Here is a 17,098-nt window from a genome sequence, read left to right on the forward strand (position 1 = left end):
GCGCCGTGGCCTAAGCTGCCGCAGGGATAGCTCGCCTCCGGGAATGCCCGTAGGATGCGGACAGACATACCGCGTTGGAGGCGTTCCATGACCGCAGCCCTTCCCATTCGCACCGCCCTGATCGGCTTCGGGCTGTCCGGCCGGGACTTCCACGCCCCGTTCATCCAGGCGGACCCGGCCTATTCCCTGGACTTTATTGTCACCGGCAGCCCCGAGCGGGCCGCGCGGGCCCGCGCCGCCTACCCGGACACCGCCGTCGCGGCCCGCGCCGAGGAGGTCTTTGGCCAGGCCGGCCGGCTGGACCTGGTGCTGGTCTGCACTCCTCCCGCCAGCCATGTCGAGCTGGCCGAGACCGCCATCGGGCACGGCCTGAACGTGGTGGTGGACAAGCCCTTCGCCCCCACCGCGGCAGAAGGGGAGGCGCTCATCGAGCAGGCCCGGCGGGCCGGCGTCGTGCTCAGCGTTTACCAGAACAGGCGCTGGGACGGGGACTACCTGACGCTGAAGCAGCTGGTCGACGCCGGCGAACTCGGCCGGGTCCACCTGTTCGAGTCCCGCTTCGAGCGCTGGTCCCCGCACGGACTGCGCAGCTGGAAAGGGACCTCGGGGATCGCCGAGGGCGGCGGGATCCTCTTCGACCTCGGCTCGCACCTGATCGACCAGGCCCTGCAGCTGTTCGGCCCGGTTTCCACCGTGTACGGCGAGACGGCCCGGCACATCGGGGACGGCTCCGATGCGGACGACGATGCGTTTGTGTCCCTGCTGCACGAGTCGGGCGTGCGCTCGCACCTGTCCATGAACCTCATCTCGGCGCTGTCCGTGCCGCGCTTCCATGTGCTCGGCTCCGAAGCCGCCTACACGAAGTGGGGCCTGGACAGCCAGGAGGCGGCGCTCGCCGCCGGCCTGCTGCCCACCAATCCGGGCTACGGCGCCGAGCCGGAGGAAGCCTGGGGGACGCTCGGCATGCCCGGACACACGCGCAAGGTGCCGGCGCAACGCGGCGCCTACCCTGAGTTCTACCGGCAGCTGGCAGCGGCCCTGCAGGGGAAAGGCCCGGTACCTGTGGACCCCGCCGATGCCGTCGCGGTGCTGCGGATTATCGAGGAAGTGCACTGGCAGGCCGGCGGCTGAGCCGGGAACGCCCGACAGGGTGCCTGCGGCGGCACAGTAAGGATGGATAGTGGCTGTCATCGGATTCCATGCATCGCACGAGCAAATCGCTCCCGCCCAGCTGCTGGCCGACGTCCGGCTGGCCGAACAGGCCGGCTTCGACGCCGCCATGTGCTCGGACCACATCGAACCCTGGTCCGTACGCCAGGGCCATTCGGGATTTGCCTGGTCCTGGCTCGGGGCCGCGCTGGCGTCCACCCGGCTGCGCTTCGGCGTGGTCACGGCCCCGGGCCAGCGCTACCACCCGGCCATCACCGCCCACGCCTCAGCCACCCTGGCGGCGATGTTCCCCGGCCGCTTCTGGCTGGCTCTGGGCAGCGGGGAAAACCTGAACGAGCACATCACGGGGGATCCGTGGCCGCCGAAGGACATGCGCCAGCAGCGGCTGGAGGAATGCATCCAGGTGATCCGGCGGCTGCACGACGGCGGGGAAGTCACCCACCGCGGGCTGGTCGACGTCGAACAGGCACGACTGTGGGACCTGCCCGAGATCAAGCCGCCGCTGATCGCCCCGGCCGTGAGCGTGGAAACGGCAGCCCGGTCCGCCGCCTGGGCGGACGGGCTCGTGACCATCAACCAGGACCCCGGCCACCTGCAGCGGATGCTTGCGGCCTACCGGGACGCCGGCGGCGCCGGCAAGGCGGTGCTCCAGGTGCACCTGTCCTGGGCACCGACCGAGGCCGAGGCGCTGGCCATCGCCCGGGACCAGTGGAGCAGCAATGTTTTTGAGCCGCCGACAATGTGGGACCTGGCCAAGGCGGAGCATTTCGACGCCGCGGCCGGGCAGGTGGGCGAGGAGCAGCTGCGCCGCGCCGCCAACGTTTCCGCCAGCACCGAACGGCACGTCCAGTGGCTGCAGGAATACCTGGACCTGGGCTTCGAGGAGCTCTACCTGCATTTCGTGGGCCAGCACCAGGAACCGTTCATCAAGACGTTCGCCGACGAGGTGCTGCCGCAGCTGCGCTGAACGGCCGGCATCCCGACCGTGGCAGGACCGAGGCAAGGAGAAGCGGTGCGGATTACCGAAACATCGGACCTGTGGTGGAAGACCGCCGTGGTCTACTGCCTGGACGTGGAGACCTTCTTCGACTCCGATGGCGACGGGGTGGGGGACTTCGCCGGCCTGGCCCAGCGCGTGGACTACCTCGCGGAACTGGGTGTCACCTGCATCTGGCTGATGCCGTTCTACCCGACGCCGGACCGCGACGACGGCTACGACATCACCGACTTCTACGGGGTGGACCCGCGGCTGGGGGACCACGGAGAGCTGGTCGAGTTCCTGCGCACCGCCCGGGACCGCGGCCTGCGGGTGATCGCGGACCTGGTGGTAAACCACACCTCGGACCGGCACCCCTGGTTCCAGTCTGCCAGGAAATCCAAGGACAGCCCGTACCGGGACTACTACGTCTGGCGCTCGGATCCGCCCCCGGACACCTCCAAGGAGGTGGTCTTCCCGGACCAGGAGGACTCGCTGTGGACGCTGGAGGAAACCACCGGGGAGTGGTACCTGCACCGCTTCTACAAGCACCAGCCGGACCTGAACATCACCAATCCCGCCGTCCGGGACCATATCGCCAAGGCCATGGGCTTCTGGCTGCAGCTGGGCCTGGACGGCTTCCGGGTGGACGCGGTTCCGTTCTACCTCGAGACGGTGGGCGAGGATGCCACGCAGCTGCCCGATCCGCACGAGGTGCTGCGGGACCTGCGGCGTTTCCTCGGTCGGCGCTCGGGTGACGGCATTCTGCTGGGCGAGGTGAACCTGCCCTACAAGGACCAGTTGGAGTTCTTCGGCGGCAGCGAGGGGGACGAGCTGACCGTGATGTTCGACTTCATCGGCATGCAGAACCTCTACCTCTCGCTGGCCCGGCAGGATGCCGCACCGCTGGCCGGGGCGCTGGCCGCCCGGCCGGCGATCAACACCGACAACCAGTGGGCCACCTTCGTGCGCAACCATGACGAGCTGACCCTGGATAAACTCTCCGAGGACGAGCGCCGGGAGGTGTTCGCGGCCTTCGGACCCGAGGAACGGATGCAGGTCTACGGCCGCGGGCTCAAGCGCCGGCTGCCGCCGATGCTGGGCGGGGATCCACGGCAGCTGCGGATGGTCTACTCGCTGCTGTTTTCCCTGCCCGGCACCCCGGTGTTGTACTACGGGGAGGAAATCGGGATGGGCGAGGACCTGGACGCGGAAGGCCGGCTGGCCGTGCGCACCCCGATGCAGTGGACCGATGGTGGGAACGCCGGCTTCTCGGCGGCGCCGGCGTCCAAGCTCATTTCACCGCTGGTGGACGGCGGTTTCGGGCCTAAGCACGTTAACGCGGCCCAGGCCAAGCGGAACCCCGATTCACTGTGGAACTTCATGGCACTGCTCATCCGGCGCTACCGGGAATGTCCGGAACTGGGCTGGGGCCGCTTCGAGGTGCTGAGCCAGCCGGTAACGTCGGTGCTGGCGCACCGCTGCACCTGGGCGGACGCCTGCATTGTCCTGCTGCACAACCTCGGCCCCGAGCCGGCCACCGTGCCGCTGGACCTGGGCGGCGGGGACCCGGACGCTGCCGGCCTGGCCGGCACCCTGCTGCTGGACCTGCTCGGCGGCGACGACATCCAGTTGTCCGGGGAGGGAACCTGCGAGCTGGCCCTGCCGGCCTACGGTTACCGGTGGCTGCGCGTGCTCAACCGGAGCGACCGCCGGCTGCCCTGAACGCCGGGGCCGCGGGCCTTGACAGCACCCGGATAGGGACTAAGTTCAACCTTGTCTGCTGCCGCGGACGCGGGCAGCGGTCGGATACGGCCCCGTCCGCGCAGGCCGCCACCGCTTGGAAGGACAGCAAAATGACAGAGTCAGCAGCGGATCGGGAACTGGTCATCACCAGGGTGTTCAAGGCCCCGCGGGAGCAGGTGTACAAGGCCTTTACGGACCCGGACACGCTCGCCAAATGGTTCGGCCCGGTTGGCTTTTCGGTTCCGCGCGAGAGCATGGACTTCGACATGCGGGCTGGCGGCGAGCAGAATTTCGTGATGGTCAGCAACGAGGACCCGAATTTCCAGTCCAAGGTCAGTGCCACCTTCACCGAAGTGGTGAAGAATGAGCGGCTCGCGGGCACCGAGACCTGGGAGGACGGCACCATGAACCTAAGCTTCGAATTCCAGGACGAGGACGGCGGCACCCGGCTGGTGCTGCGCCAGGGACCCTACACCGAGGAGATGGAGGCCATGGCCCGCGAAGGCTGGGAGAGCTCCTTCACCAAGCTGGACGCCCTGCTGGCCTGATCCCGGTGCCGGTACTGGATACGGTGCCGTTCTTTACCTATGGTGGATGAACCATCCGGCCCGGGACAGGCCCGGGCCGGTCCGAGAGGAGGAGGAAACAGTCATGCGCGGGCTTCCCGATTCCTTGGAACCGACCATCGATGCGGCCGACATCGAGGCCTTGGCCGAGGGCCTGGCCGGAGTGGATGACATCCGTCCTGTCCTGGACGAGGACGATTCCGACCGGGGCCTGGATACCGAGCGGCTGGTGATTGTCGACGACGACCGCGACCCCGCCCTGGACGGGCAGGCGCTGTCGGAGGTATAGCGTTCAGCGCCTCTCCTGCGGCCGGACGGGCTCAGCCCTCGTCCGGCCGCAGCCGCTGCTCGGGCAGGTTCACGTGGATGCTTTCCTGCACCTTGCCCCACTGTTCCTTCAGCCGCGCCCGTGCGGCCGCCGCCGAGGCCTCGGCACGGCCCCCGATCCCGGACAGCAGCTGGCGCAATTCCTCGTCATCGACCGGTCCGTCCTGGATCAGCGACTGCAGCCGGTTTCCCACCCGTTCCCGCAGGTCCTCGGGCACCAGTTCGGCGGCCCGTTCCGGTAGCACACCCCGTCCGGCACCGCCGTGGACGCCGTCCTCCCGGCCCTTGCCGTACAGCTCCGGATGCAGGTAGCGGCCGCGCTCCCCGTCCGCCTTGTCCTCCTCCGCGGGGATCCGGTTCGCCGCGGCCCAGGCATCACGGCGCACCCCGATGACCTGCCAGCAGACCTTCACCCGGGGCATGTCGGTGCGGATGGTGAACGCGTTCTCCTCAATCTCCTCGGCCACAATCGCCTGCGCAAAGTGCCCGAGGACGGTGAGCTGGTAGCGGAAATCGCTGTTGAGGGCTTCGAAGTAATCCGGCAGCTCAACCCGGGCCGCGCCGTCGTCGCCGGTGGTCACCGTGCCGCTGGAGACGTTGAGCATCTCGGGGGCCTCGATGAAGGCATGGGACAGGTATTCGTGTTCCGGGTCCAGCGGATGGTCCGCGGTGAAGCTGCCGCCGCCCTTGATCAGCGTCCCGGTGACCCGGGCCGTGGCCAGGACCTGGCTGGCGAAGCCCTGCGGATTCTCGCCCGGATTCTCACCGAGCACGCCTGCGGAATCCGGGACGGATCCGAAGGCACTGCCCTCCGCCGCGCCGGCCGGGAGGCTTTGGTCCTGGACGCCTCCGCCGGTGGACAGGTCCAGGCCATAAACGCCGCAGCCCTGCGCCAGGGTGAGGCTCTGGGCGCCGTCCCGGGACGTGCCCTGGGCCCGGACTCCGTTGCTGGAGCCGTTAATGCCCACCCCGGTGGCATTGCCGGCAAAGCCGGTGGCACCGTTGCCTTCCGTAGGGCCAAAGAGCACGCCGGGCAGCCCGTAGCCGTTGAAGCTGCGCTCCACCATCCCTGGACCGGCCAGGCCGTGGCCCTCCACCCCGGCCGGGGTCTCGATGGGAATGCCGGTGCTGCCCTGCGGCGGGGCCCCGCTGGTCCCGGGGACTCCGCCGCCGGTGCGGGAGTCCCCCCGGACTCCCGCCGGAGCCCGATTGCCGTTGCTGTCCGCAGGCTGCTGCCCGCTGTTGGCCGGATCAGATCCTTCTACACGCACCGTTGCGCCCCCCTTAGGCATGGTTGTATCGGCTGGCTAAGCCGCACCCTTCCCCAGCATCGGTCCCCGCCGGGCACTTGACAAGAGTCTGGCTGACAACAATTTGACACGGCGGGAAAATTCCTCCATGCACGCCTGTCCGCATTTGCAGGTCGGCAGGCGTCGGGGACGCCCGGAACCGGCCGTTCGGACAAGTGTGAGGCAACCGTTTAACCCAGCCGCCCGCCACGGTCCTACGGCCCCCGTCGGCACGGTCGCCGCAGGTCAGCGGCATCTTTAAGTTCTTTCTTGAAAAGGGGTTCCGGCGTTTATGGGTTTCCCCTAAGATGTACTCACACCGTTGGGGCGCGGTGGGACGCAGGGGAGCAAAACGAATTGACTCCCGAGGGATGGCAACCTCGAAAGTCCAGTGCACGTAGGACCGGGAAGCCCCGGAAAAGTACCGGCACCAGTGAGCGGTAAAGGCGAAGAAATACCGGGGCCCGCTGAACCGCTCATTTTGAACCAGGGGGACGCGCCTTCCGCGTCCGGAGCCGCCGGGAATTTCAGAAATTCATGGAAGTCAACTGTCATGAACAATGCAATTACTACGCGCCCGCTGATTCTGGTAACAGGAACCCTGTTGAGCCTTGTCGGGGGCCTGGGATTGGCAGCGCCGGCCAGTGCAAGCACGGACGTGGCCAGCAGCGTAACCAGCGTTTCGACGCCGGCCCATTACGGTGACCACTACGGCCATCACCGGCATCACAGGCACCATCACAAGCACCATAACCGGTGCCATCACCACCACTACTGGGACAGCCACCGCGACCACAAGTGTCGGCACCACCACAAGCGGGATTGGGACAGCTCCAAGGTCAATTTCTTCGCTGGAGACTATAGCGTCACAGTTGGTGTTTTTTAGGAAATAGATTGGAAGATTGAACGTCTGCGGCTCAGCGGGTTTTCCGCCGGGTCGCAGACGCTTCACGTTAATTCAGTTAATGTAATGGAAGCAACGGGAGGGCCGGTTTCTTCGCCCCTCCCGTTTCGTACCGGCGGCGGCCAAATACTTCGTCCGCCGCCCCGAGGGACAGGATTCATCAGCGGAACCGCCGTTCCCCGGCCTCCACCGCGGCGTCCACGAAGTTTCCCTCGATCGGGCGCGGGCAGATGCCGAAGTCCGTGAAGGCGCTGGGGAAATTGATGGCGCGGTTGAAGTCGATGGTCACGGTGCCGTCCACTGCCGGCCGGCTGGTCACCACCTGGCGCCAGCCGGCCGTCGATTCCCCGTTGGTCCGGTCATGGAAGGTGAGCCGGAGCGTGCCGAGCTTCTCCGGCTCGGCCACCAGGATATGGGCGCGGCCGTCGAGGCTGAACTCGACGGTGCCGACGGCGGTGGCGACACCGCCGACCAGCGGATTGGAGGTTTCAATGTCCACTTGGCGCGGCCGGTCGTACGCCTCGAAACGGCCCGTGAGCACCAGGTCCGGGTTGTAGGGAAAGGTCGGAACGCCGTTGAACCCGGTGAACACCGGCGAAGCGTTGTCCCGGGTGCGCACCGCGTAGCGGTTCCCGCGCACGGCAAGTTCGACGACGATGCTGCCGTACCGCACCCAGTTCAGCGACTCCTCATCCGCCAAGGCGGCAGTGAAGGTGCCGGCAACGGGTTTTCCGCTGTCCACGAAGACCAACCCGTCCCCGGCCACGGCCGTTAAGGCAGCCGAACCGCCCTCGGAGGAGACACCGTCGGCACTCCACAATCCCGGGACCAGCTCCAGCGCGGAGGGCCTGGCGGGCAGCCACTGCAGCGAGGTCAGGGTCAGCCATCCGTGGTCGGCGGCCAGGGCCTTGTCCCGGCCGGCGCGGAAGCGCTTCCAGCGTTCGACGAGGGCATCGGGGGATTGGGCGGCGGGGTTCATGCTGTGCAATAACACGGCGCCGCCCGGGCGTTATTCCGGGTTGGAGGGCCTCGCCCCAACTTCGCCGCCCCGGGGCACCGCCGGTGCTGGAGTCCCGGACGCCCACCGGAATTGGAAGGCCGTCCGCTTCCCGGCATTGGCCCGGAGCGGGGACGTGGGGTTGGCTGACAATATTCGGGCCGGATGGGAAAATGCCCGCATGTCCGCCCGCCTGCTGTTCCTTGCCGATACCCATGTGCCCAAGCGGGCCCGCGGCCTGCCGGCCGCCGTCTGGGACGCCGTCAAACGGGCGGATGTGGTGTTCCACGCCGGGGACTGGGTGTGCGTGGAGCTGCTGGACGAGCTGCGGCTGCGCGCCGTGCAGCTGGTGGGGGTGTACGGCAATAACGACGGCGCTGCACTGCGGGCGCGGCTGCCGGAGGTGGCGCGGGTGGAACTCGAAGGCGTGCGCTTCGCCATGGTGCACGAGACCGGGCAGGCCCGCGGGCGGGAAGCCCGCGCGGATGAGCGGTTCCCGGATGCGGACGTGCTGGTTTTCGGACACAGCCACATTCCGTGGGACACCGTAACGCCGCGTGGGATGAGGCTGCTGAATCCCGGTTCGCCCACCGACCGGCGGCGGCAGCCGTTCTGCAGCTACCTGACTGCTGTGGCGGAGGCGGGACAGCTGCGCGACGTGGAACTGATCCCGCTGCCGGCCGCCGGACGGCCCGCTCCAGGCTGACCGCCCGCCGGTTTGCCCTCGAATCGGGACCACGCTGCATTCCACAGCGGCAGCAGAATCTCTTTTCAAGGGGAAATCCGGCCGGTTCCTGATACGGGACGCGAGTGCCGCACCGGCGGCGGAGTCGATACTGTGGCAACGCCCCAATCTTCGAGGAGGAACCTTGGCCCGGCAGACCCCGCACCAGAACGTCACCTTCCCCTCCGCCGGAGGCGAGGCCCACGGCTACCTGGCCCTGCCGGAGTCCGGCAAGGGCCCGGGAGTGATCGTCATCCAGGAATGGTGGGGGCTGGTGGACCACATCCGTGACGTCGCGGACCGGCTGGCCGCCGAGGGATTCGTGGCGCTGGCGCCGGACCTGTACGGCGGCCGCATCGCCCACGACCGCGCCGAGGCCGCCGAAATAATGGCCAAGCTGCCGGAGGATGAAGGTGCGAGGCTGCTGGCCGGGGCCGTGGACTATCTGCTCTCCAGCGATGCGGTGACCAGCTCGACGGTGGGGGCCATCGGCTTCTGCATGGGCGGCGGCTTCGTCCTGGCGCTCGCCGCCCAACAGGGCGAGCGCATCAGCGCCGCGGTGCCGTTCTACGGGGTGGGCCGGGGCGTGCCGGATTCCTTCAAGGGCGTGCGCGCGGCCATCCAAGGCCACTACGGGGAGCAGGACAGGTCCTACCCGGCGGAGAAGGCCCGGGCTCAGGCGGAGCAGATCCGGCGCGAGTCCGGCACCGAAGTCACATACTACTTCTACGACGCCCCGCACGCCTTCCACAATGACCAGAACCCTGCCGGCAATTACCGTCCGGCCGAGGCCAGACTGGCTTGGAGCCGGGCAGTCCAGTTCCTCAAAGACAAAGTCCGCTAGCCTCCCCCTTCACAAATTGGTCATTTGGTGTCGCCTCCCGGCGGAAGTTGGTCAATAGATGCCGCCTCCCGGCAAATAGTGGACGCTGCCTGAGAACTGGCACCGGCGTCGGCTGTATTGCGCCGTGTTACCGGTTGCTTGCCGCCGTTGCCTGCAGCTTCCAAGATGGGAACGGAATCAAGAGTCCCAACGACAAGCCCTGGCTGGTTGGGCGGCAACCCTCATCGCTGTAGTGGGGTGCCCCAGGTGACGATTCGGCGCAGCCCGGCGAGGGACCGGGCCGCGTAAGTATGGCGCCGTGCCTGGCATGCGCCACGACACGAAGGAACATCATGACCGAAACCGCAGTACGGGACCTGGCCGAAGACCGCGCCGCACGACTGGACGAGGCCGGCAGGTTCTGGAGCCGCAGGATTGCCGAGGACACCGCCAATGCCCGGCTGAGCTTCAAGACGGCCGGCGACGGCGTAGGGGCGGTGGCCACCCGCGTCACCGCCGGCAGGCACGAATTCAGCGTGGATGAGCCGGCCGGGTTGGCCGGCGACGATGCCGCAGCGAGCCCGGTGGAGTACGCGCTCGGCGCGCTGATCTCCTGCCAGGTGGTCGTGTACCGGCTGTACGCGCACCAGCTGGGCATCCAAATTGATGAAATCAGCATCGCTGCCGAGGGTGATCTTGACGTACGGGGCTTGTTCGGCGTCGACGACCAGATCCGTCCCGGGTTCGAGGCCGTGCGCCTGAAGGTTAACATCACCGGCCCCGAGACCCGGGAACGCTACGAGGAGCTGCGCCGGACCGTGGATGCCCACTGCCCGGTCCTCGACCTCTTCGCCAATCCGACCCCGGTCAGCATTGAGGTAACCAAGAACTAGCCGGACGTGTGCAGGCCGGCCGATACTGCCGGCCGGCCTGCACGCAGACTCCGGCCGGTCTTTGCCGAGTCCACCCGCCTGCTGCCCAATTCTTCCAGGCGGGCAGCAGACAGTGCCCAATTTTTTGCCGGGGGCCGGCGGGGTCAGGCGAGGCGGGCTGCAGGCGGCCTGGTCCTGGCCGGGTCCCGCTCGGCCAGCCCGCCCAGGATCTCGTCGATCCGGGCCATGGTCTCCGCGTCCAGCCGCACGCCTGTGGCCTTGACGTTCGAGCTGACCTGCTCCGGTCGGGAGGCGCCGATGATGGCGGAGGCGACATTGAGGTTCTGCAGCACCCAGGCCACGGCCAGCTGGGCCATGGTCAGGCCGGCCTCCTGGGCGACCGGCTGCAGGCGGTGCACCGCGGTGAGCACATCGTCACCGAGCCAGCGCCTGATCATGTCTGCGCCACCCTTCTCGTCTGCCGCGCGGCTCCCGGGCGGCACCGCCGCACCGGGCTTGTACTTGCCGGTGAGTACACCTTGGGCCACCGGCGACCAGACGATCTGGGAGATGCCCAGGTCTTCCGAGGCCGGCACCACTTCGTCCTCGATCACCCGCCAGAGCATGGAGTACTGCGGCTGGTTGGACACCAGCTGGAAGCCCAGGTCCGCGGCCAGGGCATGGCCGTCGCGCAGCTGGTCTGCGGTCCACTCGCTGACCCCGATGTACAGGGCCTTGCCGGCCCTGACCACGTCCGCGAAGGCCTGCATGGTTTCCTCCAGCGGCGTTTCGACGTCGTAGCGGTGGGCCTGGTAGAGGTCCACGTAGTCGGTCTGCAGCCGGCGCAGCGAGCCGTTGATCGATTCCATGATGTGTTTGCGGGAGAGCCCGGTGTCGTTGTGGCCCTTGGGCCCGGTGGGGAAGTAGACCTTGGTGAAGATCTCCAGGGATTCCCGCCGCTCGTCCTTCAGCGCATTGCCCAGCACCGTCTCGGCCGCCCCGTTGGCGTAGACATCGGCGGTGTCAAAGGTGGTGATGCCGGCGTCGAGCGCCTCATGCACGCAGGCGGTGGCGACGTCGTTTTCCACTTGGGAACCGTGCGTGAGCCAGTTGCCGTAGGTGATTTCCGAGATCTTCAGCCCGCTGTTGCCCAGATACCTGAATTCCATGCCCCCAAGCTAGCAGCCAAGGGTCCCGCCGCGAGCGAAGTGAGCGGTCAGGGGAGCTGCCCGGGGTCCCCGCGCGCACAGCGTGCGGGCAGGCGGTGAGCGGGCTGCGGCATCCCGGCGGCGCCGGGTCTACCGCCGGCGGGTCCGCAGCGGCAGGATGGTCTTCACCGGGGAGCCGGCCGGCACAGGGAAAGGAAGCGGGATGACCGACTACTTCAAGGACGATCCAAGGACCCAGCAGGAGCGGATGCTGGCCGGGGACCTGTACATTGCCGATGATCCGGTGCTGGCCCGCGCCAACCGGGACGCCGTCCGGATTGCCGCCGAATACTCGAGGATCTGGCCTGCCCATCCCGACACCGCCAAGCGTATTCTGCGCCGGTTGCTGGGATCGGTGGGGGAGGGGACGGAGATCCGGGCGCCCCTGTACGTGGATTACGGCAAACACATTTCCATCGGAGCCCGCACGTTCATCAACTTCAACTTCACCGCCCTGGACGTCGCGGCGATCACCATCGGCGACGACGTGCAGATCGGCCCCAACGTCCAGCTGCTCACGCCCACCCATCCGCTGGATGCGCAGCAGCGCCGGGACAAACTCGAAGCCGGCAAGCCGATCACCATCGGGAACAACGTCTGGCTCGGCGGCGGGGTCATCGTCCTGCCGGGCGTGACGATCGGCGAGAACACCGTGGTGGGCGCCGGCGCCGTCGTCACCAGGGACCTGCCGGCCAACGTGGTGGCACTGGGCAACCCGGCCCAGGTCAAGCGCGGGCTCTAGCTTCGCCGGGTAGGTTGGAGGGAGGACAAGGAGGCACACATGCAACGGGCCCGGACCGCCGCACGGCTCATTCTCCCGGCCGGCTGGCTGGGCATCATCATCGGCATTTCACTCATCGAGGCCCCGCTTAAATTCCAGGCACCGGGCATCACGATTCCGCTGGGGCTGGGCATCGGGCGGCTGGTCTTCACCGCCATGAACATCGTGGAGCTGGTGATCGCCGCGCTGCTGCTGCTCTCCTGCGTGCGCGCGGGTGTGGACCGCAGGTTCCGGGGCCTGCTCTGGGGTGCGGTGGGCGTGCTGCTGGTGAAGGTGGCAGTGATCCGGCCCCTCCTGAACCAGGAGACGGACCGCGTGCTCGCGGGCCTGTCCCAGGGAGGGTCGGCCACCCATCTGTTCTACATCGCGGCCGACGGCGTGTTGATCATCCTGCTGGTGCTGCTGCTGGCGGCCGGCGCCAGGAGATGGCTGCCGGCCGGCACGCGGTAGGAACCTCCCACCTTCATTCGAAGTCCGCCAGCCAGAGGTCCGGGCCGAACACCTCGTACTGGATGTCTTTGGCGGGCACTCCCCGCGCAATGAGGGTGCTGCGCACAGACTGCATGAACGGCAGCGGGCCGCACAGGTAGTACTCGGCGTCTTCCGGAAGTTCCACCGTGTTCACGTCCATGAACCCGGACAGTTCGCCGTCGGCCGGCTGATCGGAAGGTTGCTCGAACCAGCTGGTCAGGGTGGCATCAGGCAGTTTTCGCAGGTCTTCGCTGATCTGGTTCTGGAGGGCAAAAGTCTCCGGCGAGGTGTCCGCGTGCAGCATCCGGACCGTGCGCTGGGCACCGGCTTTGGCCAAATGGGAGAGCATGCCCGCCATCGGCGTGATGCCGATACCTGCACTGGCCAGCACCACGGGCCGGTCCGAATATTCCAGCACGACGTCGCCGAAGGGTGCGCTGAGCACCACCTCGTCGCCGACCTTGACGTCCTGATGCAATAGATTGGACATTTCACCCGGCGGGTTCCCCTGCCCGTATACGCGCTTGACGGCAAACTGCCGGTGCAGCCCGTCGTCGGCCCTGGTCAGGCTGTACTGGCGCGGCTGGTGTACGCCGTCGCGCATCTTCATCTTGAGCGTCACATACTGGCCCGGCAGCGAGGGCTTCACCTCGCGCTCGTCGGTGCGCTCCACGATGAAGGTGGTGACGTCCTCGGTTTCGGGAATCTTTTCCTTCACCCGCCAGGTCCGCCAGATGGTCTCCGGGGAGAGCCGGACCGCGCGGTACAGGCCGCGCTCCTTATTGATCAGCACATTCGCTAAGAGCCAGTAGACCTCGTCCCAAGCATCGGCGATGTCCTGGGTGACCGCGTCGCCGAGCACATCCCCGATGGCCCACATCAGGTTGTCATGGACAATCATGTACTGGTCCGGATGCAGGCCGAGCGAGACGTGCTTGTGGGCGATCCGGGAGATCAAATGATCCGGCAACCGGTCCGGATGCTCCACCAGCTGGGTGGCGAAGGCAGCCACCGAGGCGGCCAGCGCCTGCTGCTGGCGCCCGTCGGCTTGGTTGCCGCGGTTGAAGAGCCCGTCCAGCAGTTCCGGATGCTCCGAAAACATGTGCTTGTAGAACCGCCGGGCTATTTCCTGGATGTTTTCCCCGACCACGGGAAGGGTGGCTTTGACGATGGGAAGCGCTTTATCCGACAGCATCATCCTGCCCCTCTGTCTTCGGACGCCCGTCAGCGCCTAATCGCGGTCCTCTTCGATGTAGCGTTCGCCTTCCGCGTCCTCATAGACGGTGTAGTTCTCTTCCAGGTCCTGGATGGCGGCGGCGTCGCGCTCGTTGGGCTCCTTGACCGGCTCGTCCGCGGCCGAACCCGAGCGTTCCGCATCCCCCCAGATCCTGCCCAGGCCCTGCGAGGCGCTCGTCGGTTCGTCGGGGGTCAGGATTTCTTCGTCGCGGGTGGGATTCGGCTGCTCCGGCCGCTGGTCTTCATGGCGTTCAGTGCTCATGGCACTCCTGCTTCCATTGGTGGCTTAAGTCCGGAAGCACCAGTTTTTCGCACCGCCGCAGCAATTGCAAGCATGCTTTCTATTGCCGCTCCGTGCATTACTGTCGGGCCCTTCGAAAAGTGGCGAACTGCGACAAACTGTGACTTTTGCGGATAATTTGTGGTTTTTTGCGGTCTGTGGCATCAGTAGTATTTCCCTACTGGCCAGTATGGGCCTAGGGTCGTCAATAGCGGCGGTTGGCAGCAGGGGGGACTGCGGAAGACCGGCGCGTGCAGGGGCTCGAAGAGGAGCCATGAACGAGTAAATCCAGGGGGACAACTTATGTTCGAAATTTTCCGGGACCGCAACCGGAAGTACCGCTTCCGCCTGCTGGGCGAGAAGAACAACGTTATCGCCGTATCCGAAGGGTACGACGAGAAGGCGCGGGTGGTGGCTGCGATCAACGATGCCCGCGAGTATGCTGCCACCTCGCGGATTGCGGACAAGTCCGCTCTCTCGGAAGAGTTGGTCGGCTCGACCAGCTAGCGCTGAGGGCCCCGCTGCGAGCAACGGAAAGCAGGAAGCGCTAGCGGCGGGAAGCGCGACGCGCTGGCTGCCGGGCACCGGGACGACGGCGCCGCACCCGGTCAGGCTTTATGCCTGCCGGGTGCTTTTCTCTTTTTGGTTTTCCTTGGCCGGACGGGACCTGGACGCCGCGGAGCGTGGGGTGGAAAACCGGCCGGACCCGGCGGACAAAGGGATGCAGGTAAGGCAGGGAGGGCGCGTGGGAAAGGCGGAGCGGCATGCGGGTTGCGATCCTGGACGACTATCAGGACGTCGCCTTGGTGAGCGCCCCGTGGGCTGAGCTGGGTGCCGGCGTCCACGTGGTGCGGTTCACCGACCATGTGCGTGATGTGGGCGAACTGGCGCGGCGGCTGCAGGACTTCGACGTGCTGGTGCTGATGCGCGAGCGGACCCCGGTGACCGCAGAACTGCTGGCCCGGCTGCCGAAGTTGCGGCTGATCACGACGACGGGGATGGCCAACGCCGCCATCGACCTGGCCGCCGCAGCACGGCACGGGGTAACCGTGTGCGGAACACGCCGCGGCACAAACGCCGCCGCCGAACTGGCCTGGGCACTGGTGATGGCCGTGGCCCGGGACATTCCGGCCAACGACCGGGACGTGCGCGCCGGGCTGTGGCAGCGTCGCATCGGCGTCGACCTGGAAGGAGCCACGCTGGGGCTGCTCGGACTCGGCCGGTTCGGCACGAAGATGGCAGGCTACGCCAAGGCCTTCGGCATGGACATCCTGGCCTGGAGCCCGAACCTGACCCCGGAGCGCGCCGCCGCCGGCGGCGCCGTACCGGTGGGGAAGGAGGACCTGTTCCGGCGCAGCGACATTGTCAGCATCCACCTGCGCCACTCGGAGAGCACCAGGGCCTTGGTGGGCCGGAAGGAGTTGGATCTGCTGGGCAGCGAGGGGCGGCTGGTGAACACCTCCCGCGGACCGATCGTGCAGGAAAACGAATTGGTACAGGCCCTGCGGGAACGGCGTATCGCCGCGGCCGCGCTGGATGTGTACGACGTCGAGCCGCTGCCTGCCGATTCACCCCTGCGGGACGCGCCGAACGTAATCCTCAGCCCGCATATTGGCTTTGTGACCAAACGTGCCCACCGGCTGGGCTATACACAAATGCTTGAGGACATCCAGGCTTTCCGGGCCGGCACGCCGGTCAATGTCCTGACCTGGATGGAAAACGGCGCCGGTCATCCCGGCAGGTCGGCAGACCCGCCGGGATGACCGGCGCCGTCAATGAAGGGCGGACCGGGAGGGCCGGGCCCTTGTCCCGTATCAGGTGTTTTCGGGGGCCAGGACGATGTCGAAGCGGGTGCGGGCCCAGGAGCGGTCCCCCAGGTCGCGCCCGTCGGGGGTCGGGGTGCCGGGGGCCTGCTGCTCGAAGCGCTTGATCAGGGAGTCCTTGACCCCGAACACGGAATCGCCGATCGCGAGCTGCGGGTCGCCCTCGACGAAGATGTGGGTGACCAGGGTGCGCAGGTTCTCGGCGGTGACCATGAAGTGCAGGTGCGAGGCCCGCACCGGGGAGCGGCGCACCGCCTCGAGCATTCTGCCGACCGGCCCGTCGTGCGGGATCGGGTACGGGGTGGGGGTCAGGGCCCAGAACCGGTAGTTCCCGTCCGCGTCGGTGTAGAGGCGGGCCCGGCCGGCGACCCGGGAATCGCCGTACTGCACGTCGTAGAAGCCGTCCTCGTCCGCCTCCCAGACCTCGATCCGGGCGTTCGGCACCGGGGTGCCCCCGGTGTCGGTGACGGTGCCCTCGACCCAGCAGGGCTGCCCGTGCGCGTCCCCGGCAATGTCCCCGCCCAGGGGGATTTCCGGGGCGTCCTGGGTGAAGAAGGGTCCGAACACGGTGGCCTCGGTGGCGTTGCCGACCGCTTCGTTGTTCACCGCGATGGTCATCATGGACGCCCCGAGCACGTCCGAGAGCAGGATGAACTCCTGGCGCTTCTCGTCGGTGATGTGCCCGGCGGCGGTGAGGAACTCGATGGCCGTGTTCCACTCGGCCTCGGTGAGCCGCACCTCGCGGATGAAGGCGTGCAGGTGCCTTGCCAGCGCCTGCATGAGCTGCTTCAGCCGCGGGTCCGGGGTGTTCTCGAAGCTGGCGAGGACCCGGTCGGTGAGCTGCTGCTCGATCGCTGCCTGCTCGGCGCTGACGCCGTTGCCGGTCTTGATGGTGGTCATGTCGG

The 17,098-nt window shown here is 67.4% G+C and carries 19 protein-coding genes and 1 riboswitch; of the genes, 13 read left to right on the forward strand and 6 right to left on the reverse strand.

Going from position 1 to position 17,098, the window contains the following annotated elements; all coding sequences use genetic code 11:
- The first annotated feature begins 87 nt into the window (after positions 1 to 87).
- The 5 genes from ACFQ36_RS02215 (at position 88) to ACFQ36_RS02235 (ending at position 4,747) form a co-directional block, all read left to right on the forward strand.
- Positions 88 to 1,131 (forward strand): Gfo/Idh/MocA family oxidoreductase, encoded by a 1,044-nt coding sequence (locus ACFQ36_RS02215; protein WP_377010163.1) that lies wholly within the window; start codon positions 88 to 90, stop codon positions 1,129 to 1,131.
- A 49-nt stretch (positions 1,132 to 1,180) separates the two neighbouring features.
- Complete coding sequence (locus ACFQ36_RS02220) at positions 1,181 to 2,137, forward strand: TIGR03885 family FMN-dependent LLM class oxidoreductase (RefSeq protein ID WP_377010165.1); 957 nt, start codon at positions 1,181 to 1,183, stop codon at positions 2,135 to 2,137.
- A 45-nt stretch (positions 2,138 to 2,182) separates the two neighbouring features.
- Positions 2,183 to 3,871, forward strand: a complete 1,689-nt coding sequence (locus tag ACFQ36_RS02225; RefSeq protein ID WP_377010167.1) for an alpha-amylase family protein — start codon at positions 2,183 to 2,185, stop codon at positions 3,869 to 3,871.
- Positions 3,872 to 4,002: 131 nt separating this feature from the next.
- Positions 4,003 to 4,440, forward strand: a complete 438-nt coding sequence (locus ACFQ36_RS02230) for an SRPBCC domain-containing protein (RefSeq protein ID WP_377010168.1) — start codon at positions 4,003 to 4,005, stop codon at positions 4,438 to 4,440.
- A gap of 103 nt (positions 4,441 to 4,543) precedes the next feature.
- A complete protein-coding gene (locus ACFQ36_RS02235) occupies positions 4,544 to 4,747 on the forward strand; it encodes a hypothetical protein (RefSeq protein WP_377010170.1) in 204 nt (67 codons plus the stop codon).
- Between the two features lie 31 nt (positions 4,748 to 4,778).
- On the opposite strand, the gene ACFQ36_RS02240 is transcribed toward ACFQ36_RS02235, so the two are convergent.
- On the reverse strand, positions 4,779 to 6,056 hold the full coding sequence (locus ACFQ36_RS02240; RefSeq protein WP_377010172.1) for a hypothetical protein: 1,278 nt from the start codon (positions 6,054 to 6,056) through the stop codon (positions 4,779 to 4,781).
- A 571-nt stretch (positions 6,057 to 6,627) separates the two neighbouring features.
- Here ACFQ36_RS02240 and ACFQ36_RS02245 point away from each other — a divergent pair.
- The gene (locus ACFQ36_RS02245; protein WP_377010174.1) at positions 6,628 to 6,960 is read left to right on the forward strand and encodes a hypothetical protein; all 333 of its coding nucleotides are present in this window, start codon (positions 6,628 to 6,630) and stop codon (positions 6,958 to 6,960) included.
- Between the two features lie 178 nt (positions 6,961 to 7,138).
- Here the strand turns inward: ACFQ36_RS02245 and ACFQ36_RS02250 are convergent, their stop codons facing one another.
- The gene (locus ACFQ36_RS02250) at positions 7,139 to 7,957 is read right to left on the reverse strand and encodes a DUF1684 domain-containing protein (RefSeq protein ID WP_377010248.1); all 819 of its coding nucleotides are present in this window, start codon (positions 7,955 to 7,957) and stop codon (positions 7,139 to 7,141) included.
- A 199-nt stretch (positions 7,958 to 8,156) separates the two neighbouring features.
- Here ACFQ36_RS02250 and ACFQ36_RS02255 point away from each other — a divergent pair, with 199 nt between their 5' ends.
- From ACFQ36_RS02255 to ACFQ36_RS02265, 3 genes are all read left to right on the forward strand, one after another.
- Positions 8,157 to 8,681, forward strand: a complete 525-nt coding sequence (locus tag ACFQ36_RS02255) for a metallophosphoesterase family protein (RefSeq protein WP_377010177.1) — start codon at positions 8,157 to 8,159, stop codon at positions 8,679 to 8,681.
- Between the two features lie 163 nt (positions 8,682 to 8,844).
- Complete coding sequence (locus ACFQ36_RS02260) at positions 8,845 to 9,543, forward strand: dienelactone hydrolase family protein (protein ID WP_377010179.1); 699 nt, start codon at positions 8,845 to 8,847, stop codon at positions 9,541 to 9,543.
- 175 nt (positions 9,544 to 9,718) lie between these two features.
- A riboswitch (SAM riboswitch) is annotated at positions 9,719 to 9,840 on the forward strand.
- A gap of 35 nt (positions 9,841 to 9,875) precedes the next feature.
- Positions 9,876 to 10,415 carry an OsmC family protein gene (locus ACFQ36_RS02265; RefSeq protein WP_377010181.1) on the forward strand — a complete coding sequence of 180 codons (540 nt, stop codon included), beginning with the start codon at positions 9,876 to 9,878 and terminating at the stop codon, positions 10,413 to 10,415.
- Positions 10,416 to 10,558: 143 nt separating this feature from the next.
- Here ACFQ36_RS02265 and ACFQ36_RS02270 read toward each other — a convergent pair whose 3' ends face one another.
- Positions 10,559 to 11,563 (reverse strand): aldo/keto reductase family protein, encoded by a 1,005-nt coding sequence (locus tag ACFQ36_RS02270; RefSeq protein WP_377010184.1) that lies wholly within the window; start codon positions 11,561 to 11,563, stop codon positions 10,559 to 10,561.
- A 202-nt stretch (positions 11,564 to 11,765) separates the two neighbouring features.
- Here ACFQ36_RS02270 and ACFQ36_RS02275 point away from each other — a divergent pair, with 202 nt between their 5' ends.
- A complete protein-coding gene (locus tag ACFQ36_RS02275) occupies positions 11,766 to 12,344 on the forward strand; it encodes a sugar O-acetyltransferase (RefSeq protein WP_377010186.1) in 579 nt (192 codons plus the stop codon).
- Positions 12,345 to 12,383: 39 nt separating this feature from the next.
- Positions 12,384 to 12,833: a hypothetical protein gene (locus ACFQ36_RS02280; protein ID WP_377010188.1), complete on the forward strand. Its 450-nt coding sequence runs from the start codon at positions 12,384 to 12,386 to the stop codon at positions 12,831 to 12,833.
- 13 nt (positions 12,834 to 12,846) lie between these two features.
- Here ACFQ36_RS02280 and ACFQ36_RS02285 read toward each other — a convergent pair whose 3' ends face one another.
- Both ACFQ36_RS02285 and ACFQ36_RS02290 read right to left on the reverse strand, forming a co-directional pair.
- Entirely contained in the window at positions 12,847 to 14,052 is a 1,206-nt protein-coding gene (locus tag ACFQ36_RS02285) for a globin domain-containing protein (RefSeq protein ID WP_377010190.1), read from the reverse strand.
- Positions 14,053 to 14,085: 33 nt separating this feature from the next.
- The gene (locus tag ACFQ36_RS02290; protein WP_377010193.1) at positions 14,086 to 14,352 is read right to left on the reverse strand and encodes a hypothetical protein; all 267 of its coding nucleotides are present in this window, start codon (positions 14,350 to 14,352) and stop codon (positions 14,086 to 14,088) included.
- Between the two features lie 321 nt (positions 14,353 to 14,673).
- On the opposite strand from ACFQ36_RS02290, the gene ACFQ36_RS02295 reads away from it, so the two are divergent.
- Both ACFQ36_RS02295 and ACFQ36_RS02300 read left to right on the forward strand, forming a co-directional pair.
- Complete coding sequence (locus ACFQ36_RS02295) at positions 14,674 to 14,877, forward strand: YegP family protein (RefSeq protein WP_377010195.1); 204 nt, start codon at positions 14,674 to 14,676, stop codon at positions 14,875 to 14,877.
- A gap of 257 nt (positions 14,878 to 15,134) precedes the next feature.
- A complete protein-coding gene (locus tag ACFQ36_RS02300) occupies positions 15,135 to 16,133 on the forward strand; it encodes a D-2-hydroxyacid dehydrogenase family protein (RefSeq protein ID WP_377010196.1) in 999 nt (332 codons plus the stop codon).
- 51 nt (positions 16,134 to 16,184) lie between these two features.
- On the opposite strand, the gene ACFQ36_RS02305 is transcribed toward ACFQ36_RS02300, so the two are convergent.
- A complete protein-coding gene (locus ACFQ36_RS02305; RefSeq protein ID WP_377010198.1) occupies positions 16,185 to 17,093 on the reverse strand; it encodes a dioxygenase in 909 nt (302 codons plus the stop codon).
- Positions 17,094 to 17,098: the final 5 nt, after the last annotated feature.

It is taken from the genome of Arthrobacter sp. GCM10027362 (genome assembly GCF_042679445.1).
GTDB lineage: Bacteria > Actinomycetota > Actinomycetes > Actinomycetales > Micrococcaceae > Crystallibacter.